Source organism: Frankia sp. CcCS3 (genome assembly GCF_977927575.1).
This window is the reverse complement of the sequence record NZ_CDWRCL010000278.1, coordinates 1-4638: the sequence shown is the minus strand read 5'-3', so window position 1 is coordinate 4638 and position 4638 is coordinate 1. Positions and strand designations below refer to the sequence as shown.

The window sequence follows — 4638 nt, the reverse complement described above, 5'->3', positions numbered from 1 at the left end:
CAACGATTTGCTGGCGAAGCACGCGTCGCTATGACCGCTTGATTCCGCCCCCGCGCGAGGCCGCCGTTCACACCGTGTAGGGACGCTTCTCCCTGGCCTCCGCGAGCGCGACCGCCCACCACTCGAGTTGCCTGATCAGGGTCTGGGCAGCGGTGTTGCAGCCTTCGGGATCCTTGGGCGTGCCGTCGGCGTGGAACTGGGCCCAGGCACCGTGGAAGCTGACCGTATCGCGGATGGTGACCGCGTGCAACTCGGCGAAGACCTGGCGCAGGTGCTCCACCGCGCGCAGGCCGCCCGCCTGGCCGCCGTAGGAAACGAAACCCACCGGCTTCGCCTGCCACTCGGTGTAATGCCAGTCGATGACATTCTTGAGAACGGCCGGATAACTGTGGCTGTACTCGGGGGTGATCACGACGAAGGCGTCGGCCGCGGCAAGCTGCCGGGTGACGTCCGCCAGTTCCGCGACTTCTGGACCGCTGGAGGTACCCAGCCTCTCCGGCAGCCTGACGTCGTCGAGGTCGACGACATTCGTGACGATCGAATCGTGGGCGGATACCTGCTTGGTGAACCACTGGGCGACCACCGGGGCGAAACGTCCCACCCTGTTGCTTCCAATAACTACCGCGAGGTTGATGGGCTGATCGAGCATGAAAGTCCTCTCATTCCGCGGATCGGCGAGATCCGCTCTCGCCAGCAGGCGCCCGGAACTCTAAAACCTCAACCATGATTGAAGTCAAGGTCGTCTCCCGGCCGGTGGGTCGCGCAGTCATGCGGGTGCTATGCGGGCGGCGGTGAACGACTCCGCGCGGGCCGGCCGGCAGCGCGGCCCACTACGTCATCTCTCGACTCCGTTGACCTCAACTTTGGTTGAGGTTGCAGACTTTGCGTGTCACCACCTCGTCACCGGATGCAGCAGGGCGCTTCGAGAGAGAGCAAGGATGTCAGCGCTGGCCGCGCCTGCGGAGGGGCCGGAACTCAGCCGGACGACTACCCGGGTGGTCCTCTTCGGGCTCCTCACCGGTGTGTTCATGTCCGCGCTGGACATGACGATCATGGCGACCGCCACCCGGACCGTGGCGGACTCGCTGCACGGGCTCACCGCCCAGACATGGATCACCAGCGCCTACCTGATGACCATGACCATCTCAGCGACCATCCGTGAGAAGAAGACGGCGACAACGCGGGAACACCCCACCCCCGCCGACCACGGCGCCCCCGTCACCGACGGGTAACCAGACCGGTACGGAAAACCCATGTCCGCGCTGCCACGCGGCAGAAACCCCACCTCCGCGCCGAGGCGCGGAGCAACCCGACAGGAGAGTGGAACCGATGAAAGCCGCCGCATTCTTCGACCCCGGCCCACCCAACGTCCTCCAACTCGTCGAACTGCCCCAGCCCGAACCCGGCCCCGGCGAGATCCGAGTACGGGTACGGGCCGCCGGCGTCCAGCCAGTCGACCTGGCGACCCGCGAGGGCTGGATACCCCCTGGCGTCGAACTCAGCCGTCCCCAGATACTCGGCAACGAGTTCGCCGGTACCGTCGACCTGACCGGCCCGGACGTCACCGGCATCACCACCGGCGACGAAGTCCTCGGCTTCCGTTCCCTGGGCTGCTACGCGGAATACCTGGTCGTCCCCACCGACCAGGTGGTACCCAGACCCGCCGCACTGCCCGCACAGATCGCCGGCGGACTCTCCGGCGGCGGACAAACCGCCCACACCGCCGTCGAGGAACTCAAGATCGGCTCAGGCGACACCTTCCTCATCCACGCCGCCGCCGGCGCCGTCGGCACCATCGCCGTCCAACTCGCAACGCTCGCCGGCGCCACCGTGATCGGCACCGCCAGCCCCGCCAACCACGACTACCTACGCTCCCTCGGCGCCAGCCTGGACGCCGCCGGCGCCGACGGACTACGCGCCGCAATCGAACTCGTCCCGGACCGGCACCGCATTGGCACCATCGTCGCCTTCGACCTCTACCAGGAACTCGGCGTCCGCTGGCTAGGCAGCAAACGCTCCGCGGCACGACTCTCGGAGCTGGTCGGGCTGTACACACGAGGACAGCTGAAGATCGGGCTACGCCAGGCCTACCCACTGGAGCGCGCCGCCGACGCCCACCGCGACGTCGGCACCGGCCACGGCCGAGGCAAGGTCGTACTGACCCCCGCATGACCTGCCCCCACCCGCGTCGCGACGGGCGGCGACGCCGACGAGTCGAACATGCGTTCCATATTTCTGGTGGGAGGCCCGTCTCCACCGCTTACCCTGCGTCTGCGTTCCGTTCGGCACCGATGCTGGAGAGCTGGGCCCAGAAGGCTCGTTCAAGGCGTGCCGGCCGTGGAGCGGGCGGGACGATCAGCGCCCCGCAGCAGAGTGCGGGCCCGGCGACGCGGTCGGGAGATCGGCTCGGCGCGCCGCTTCGAGAAGGCGCTTGTCGTAGGTGACGAACGCCTCCAACCGGGTGTCGTTCTCGTCGGACAGCCGAAGGGCGGTAGCGAGGTGAATGGCATCGAGAGACCGCAGGAGCGGGTCATCGAAGGCGGCCGCGACGGTGCGCACGTGGGCATCGATTTCCAGGCGGTACATCCGGTCCAATACCCGCGGCACGCGTCCCGATGCTTCCGGGGCCGCTCGTTGTAGATGGCCTCCTCGATCTGGGCGCGGTCGTCAGCGTCGAGGGTGCTCAGATCGTTCTCGACACGGCGGATGAGCTGCCGCAGCCGGCTGATCTTGTCCTCGGAGGGCATCGCGTCGCGACGGGCCCAGCTTCAGCGCCGTGGACGGCAGGGGGGCCGTTGACGGGGCCGTCTGGGCAGCACACGACGAGGGCATCGGAGGCGGTTCCGGTGCCGGGCACGCCGGCTTCGAGCAGCGCCTGGGTTCTGGCTTCCGTGGCTGTGATGACGGCGTTGACGAGGGCAGCGTCGCCGCTGCGCCTTGGCGAGGTCCCCGGTCAGGGCCGGCGCGGGCGCGCCGCAACGCACCAGCACGTACGACTCGGGCTTGCCGTTCGGGTACGGCTGCTTGACCGTGAGGACCTCGTAGCTGCCTGGACCGGCCGTTCGACCGCATGCGAATGTTCGAGCTTGCGTGCGGAAACGCGACCCGAGGAGAAGAAGGACCGCATGATCGAGCACAAGGTGCGTGTCTACCGCAGCGAGGAGCGGCTGGCCCGCGAGGAGCAGCTCGCCTGGAAGATCGCCGCGGTCGCGTCCGATCCGGTGGAGGTGACCCTGGAGGTCACCGAGATGGCCATCAACCGTGTGATCGACAACGCCGGGGTGGCTGCGGCGTCCCTAGCTCGCAAGCCGGTGACGGCGGCGCGGGAGCAGGCGCTGCGGCACGCCCCGCCGGCCGGCCGCGCCGGCGCCACCGTCTTCGGCCTGCCGCCCGAGACCAGGGTCTCGCCCGAATGGGCGGCGTGGGCGAACGGTGTCGCCGTGCGTGAGCTCGACTTCCACGACACGTTCCTCGCCGCCGACTACTCGCATCCCGGCGACAACATCCCGCCGATCCTCGCGGCGGCGCAGCACGCCGGGCTCGGCGGGCGCGACCTCGCCACCGGCTACGAGATCCTGGTGGCCCTGGTCCGCGCGATCTGCCTACACAAGCACAAGATCGATCACATCGCGCACCTCGGCCCGTCGGCCGCGGCCGGTATCGGCACGCTGCTCGGCCTGCCGACCGAGACCGTCTACCAGGCGGTCGGTCAGGCGCTGCACACCACGACGACGACCAGGCAGTCCCGCAAGGGCGAGATTTCCAGCTGGAAAGCCTACGCCCCGGCGTTCGCCGGAAAGATCGCCGTTGAGGCCGTAGACCGGGCGATGCGGGGCGAGGGCGCGCCCTCGCCGATCTACGAGGGTGAAGACGGGGTGATCGCCTGGATGCTCGACGGCGCGGCGGCGCAGTACGTCGTCGGACTGCCCGGCCCCGGCGAGCCCAAGCTCGGCATCCTCGACACCTACACCAAAGAGCACTCGGCCGAGTACCAGAGCCAGGCGTTCATCGACCTGGCCCGCCGGCTCGGCCCGCGCCTCGGCGACAGCCTGGCGACGATGCGGTCGATCGTAATCCACACCAGCCACCACACCCACTACGTGATCGGCTCGGGTGCGAACGACCCGCAGAAGTACGACCCGAAGGCCAGCCGCGAGACCCTCGACCACTCGATCCCCTACATCTTCGCCGTCGCGCTGCAGGACCGGGACTGGCACCACGAGCGATCCTACGCACCCGAGCGCGCCGCCCGGCCGGACACCGTCGAGCTGTGGCAGAAGATCACCACGGTCGAGGACCCGGAGTGGACCCGCCGCTACCACGCGACCGACCCGGCCGAGAAGGCGTTCGGCGGCCGGGTCGTCGTCACCCTGGCCGACGGCTCCGTCGTCGCGGACGAGATCGCCGTCGCCGACGCCCATCCGCTGGGCGCCCGGCCGTTCGGGCGGGCCGAGTATGTCGCGAAGTTCCGCCGGCTGGCCGAGGGCGTCGTGCCGACCGACGAGCAGGACCGCTTCCTCGACGCGGCGGTGCGGCTGCCGGAGTTGCGGCCCGACGAGCTCGGCGAGCTGACCCTGGTGCCTGACTGGCCGCTTTCGACCGGCTCGGTCACCGGCCTGGTCTAGGGCCTGTTTGGGA

5 protein-coding genes and 1 pseudogene are annotated in these 4638 nt (G+C 69.2%); 3 read left to right on the top strand and 3 right to left on the bottom strand.

The genetic code is table 11. From position 1 onward, the window contains the following. Positions 1-67: 67 nt before the first annotated feature. Positions 68-649 carry an NADPH-dependent FMN reductase gene (locus AC08OQ_RS17810; RefSeq protein WP_462203484.1) on the bottom strand — a complete coding sequence of 194 codons (582 nt, stop codon included), beginning with the start codon at positions 647-649 and terminating at the stop codon, positions 68-70. A 289-nt stretch (positions 650-938) separates the two neighbouring features. Between AC08OQ_RS17810 and AC08OQ_RS17805 the strand changes: the two genes are divergently transcribed. Together AC08OQ_RS17805 and AC08OQ_RS17800 are read left to right on the top strand one after the other, a co-directional pair. After that, positions 939-1232 carry a hypothetical protein gene (locus tag AC08OQ_RS17805; RefSeq protein WP_476602093.1) on the top strand — a complete coding sequence of 98 codons (294 nt, stop codon included), beginning with the start codon at positions 939-941 and terminating at the stop codon, positions 1230-1232. A gap of 97 nt (positions 1233-1329) precedes the next feature. Then, entirely contained in the window at positions 1330-2172 is an 843-nt protein-coding gene (locus tag AC08OQ_RS17800) for an NADP-dependent oxidoreductase (protein WP_476602094.1), read from the top strand. A 183-nt stretch (positions 2173-2355) separates the two neighbouring features. Here AC08OQ_RS17800 and AC08OQ_RS17795 read toward each other — a convergent pair. Both AC08OQ_RS17795 and AC08OQ_RS17790 read right to left on the bottom strand, forming a co-directional pair. Next, a pseudogene (locus tag AC08OQ_RS17795) lies at positions 2356-2613 on the bottom strand (PIN domain-containing protein); the annotation flags it as partial. A gap of 70 nt (positions 2614-2683) precedes the next feature. Next, complete coding sequence (locus tag AC08OQ_RS17790) at positions 2684-2872, bottom strand: hypothetical protein (RefSeq protein ID WP_462203489.1); 189 nt, start codon at positions 2870-2872, stop codon at positions 2684-2686. Positions 2873-3125: 253 nt separating this feature from the next. On the opposite strand from AC08OQ_RS17790, the gene AC08OQ_RS17785 reads away from it, so the two are divergent. Then, positions 3126-4625, top strand: coding sequence for an MmgE/PrpD family protein (locus AC08OQ_RS17785; protein WP_476602095.1), 1500 nt, complete (start codon positions 3126-3128; stop codon positions 4623-4625). Positions 4626-4638 lie beyond the last annotated feature (13 nt).